Raw genomic sequence first — 1,971 nt, forward strand, 5'->3', positions numbered from 1 at the left:
TGAGTTGGTCGGGGGAACGGACTACAACCTGGAGATGGTTGATGGATGATGGATGATGGAGAGGCTTTTCTCTGTCACCTATCATCCATCTTCCATCATCAACGCGCAGCGTTCGTTCAGGTGCTTTACCGCGTACCTCCGTCAGCGCCTCCACCCCTTCCCGCCGCAGGGCATTGAGCGCCGACACGGGCAGGAAGCCCGCGCCTGCAAGTTCGGTCGTCAGTTCGCCCAGGTGGTAGCCCGTGCCGCCCAGCTTGCCGAGCTGTTCGCGCAGGGTCTGCTCGTCCAGAGCACGGTTTCTGGCTTCCGAGAGAGGGGCTTCTCCCGCCACCGTGACCGAGTGGCCCAGTTCGTCCGAGAGCGTCAGCTGGGGCACTTCGCCCACCCGCCCCACAAAATGCGCGTCAATCGGGCGGGTATACACGGGGTCGGCACTGTCCAGCAGGGGCCTCACGCGGGCGTTCAGGCTGGGGTCCTGGGTGCGCCACACGGGGTCGCCCACGCGGATGCGCTGGGGGTTGATGGCTCCTTTGGCAAAACGGAGTTCGGAGACAGACCCCTCACCCTCCCGCCGCTGTCGCGGCTCCTTCCCTCTCCCCTGGGGAGAGGGCCTTGCGTCAGCAAGGGGTGAGGGGTCATTTACTTGGTAAACAAACCCCCCCTCCTCCTTCCCCTCGGGTTTGCGCCAGTTGGCGGGGTCAAAGACCAGCCCGTCCCCAGGTTTGACAGCTTCGGTGAGTTCGACCAGCACGCCGCGTTCGGTCAGGCCCGCCACGGTGCCGACGCGCACGCCACGGTGCCTCGGCGCACGCCCGCGCACCACGTTCTGGTGGTTCGTTCCACTCATGAAGTGCGGCCCCAACCCCCGCGAGTAGACCTGTTCCAAGTCCTGCTCTTCCTGCGGCGTGATGCTCAGCGGAAGGCCCGCCCACGCCTCGTCCACGACCTTGCGGTAGGCAGCGGTGGTCAGCGCCACGAACTCGGCGTCCTTGTAGCGGCCCTCGATTTTGAGGCAGTCCACGCCGATTCTGACCAGTTCGGGCACCTGATGCAGCGCATACAAATCCCCAGGCGAAAGCAGGTAGCGGGCGTCGCCCAAATCCCGGTACTCGCCGTCCACGAACATCTCGTAAGGCAAGCGGCAAGCCTGAGCGCACTGGCCCCGGTTGGCGCTGCGCCCGCCCCACGCCTCGGAGGAAAAGCACTGGCCCGAGTAGCTCACGCACAGCGCCCCATGCACGAAGGTTTCCAGTTCCACGTCGGTGGCGTTCGCAATGCGCTCAATGTCCTTGAGGCTCAGTTCGCGGCCCAGCACCACCCGCGAGGCCCCGAAGCGGCGGGCAAATTCGGCCCCCTCCGCGCTGGTGATGCTCATCTGGGTCGAGCCGTGAATGGGCAGGTCGGGCGCGATGTCGTGGATGAGGCGGGCGACCCCGTGGTCTTGCACGATGAGGGCGTCCACGCCGCTCTCCGCGAGGTGAATGATTTGCCGCTCGGCGTCGCGCAGTTCGCGGTCGAAGACCAGCACGTTGAAGGTGACGAAGCCCAGCACCCCGCGTTCGTGCAGCCCGCGCATCATCTCGGGGAGGGCCTCGGCCTCAAAACCCACTTTGGCCCGAGCGTGAAAGCCCGCACCCGTGCCGTCCGCCCGCCCGTCTCCCTGCAAGGGGTTCACACCAAAAAACACCGCGTCGGCCCCGGCTTCCACGGCGGCTTTGAGTTGGGCATGACCGCCCACCGGACTCATGACTTCGGGCTTTTTGTGGAGGCGGGGGGAGCGCGGCATAACGGGTCAGTTTAGCGCAGGAAAATCGCGGATGGCGGATAGCAAATAGCTTTTCGCCTCAAGCTATCTGCCCTCCGCTCTCCGCTTTCAACCCTTCCAGTTCGTCACCGGCTGCTCGCCACGAATCAGCACCACCGGCACCTTGGCATGGTGTAGCACGGCTTCGGCGACGCTGCCCAGAATGG

Annotated in this window: 2 protein-coding genes; both read right to left on the reverse strand. The window is 65.2% G+C overall.

What is annotated here, in order from left to right; translation table 11 throughout:
- Positions 1 to 1,747: U32 family peptidase (locus Q4C89_RS14915; protein ID WP_303103410.1), on the reverse strand; the 1,747-nt coding region annotated here is incomplete at its 3' end.
- A 126-nt stretch (positions 1,748 to 1,873) separates the two neighbouring features.
- Positions 1,874 to 1,969: a universal stress protein gene (locus tag Q4C89_RS15210; RefSeq protein ID WP_368493248.1), complete on the reverse strand. Its 96-nt coding sequence runs from the start codon at positions 1,967 to 1,969 to the stop codon at positions 1,874 to 1,876.
- Positions 1,970 to 1,971 lie beyond the last annotated feature (2 nt).

Source organism: Deinococcus sp. (assembly GCF_030523985.1).
Lineage (GTDB): Bacteria > Deinococcota > Deinococci > Deinococcales > Deinococcaceae > Deinococcus.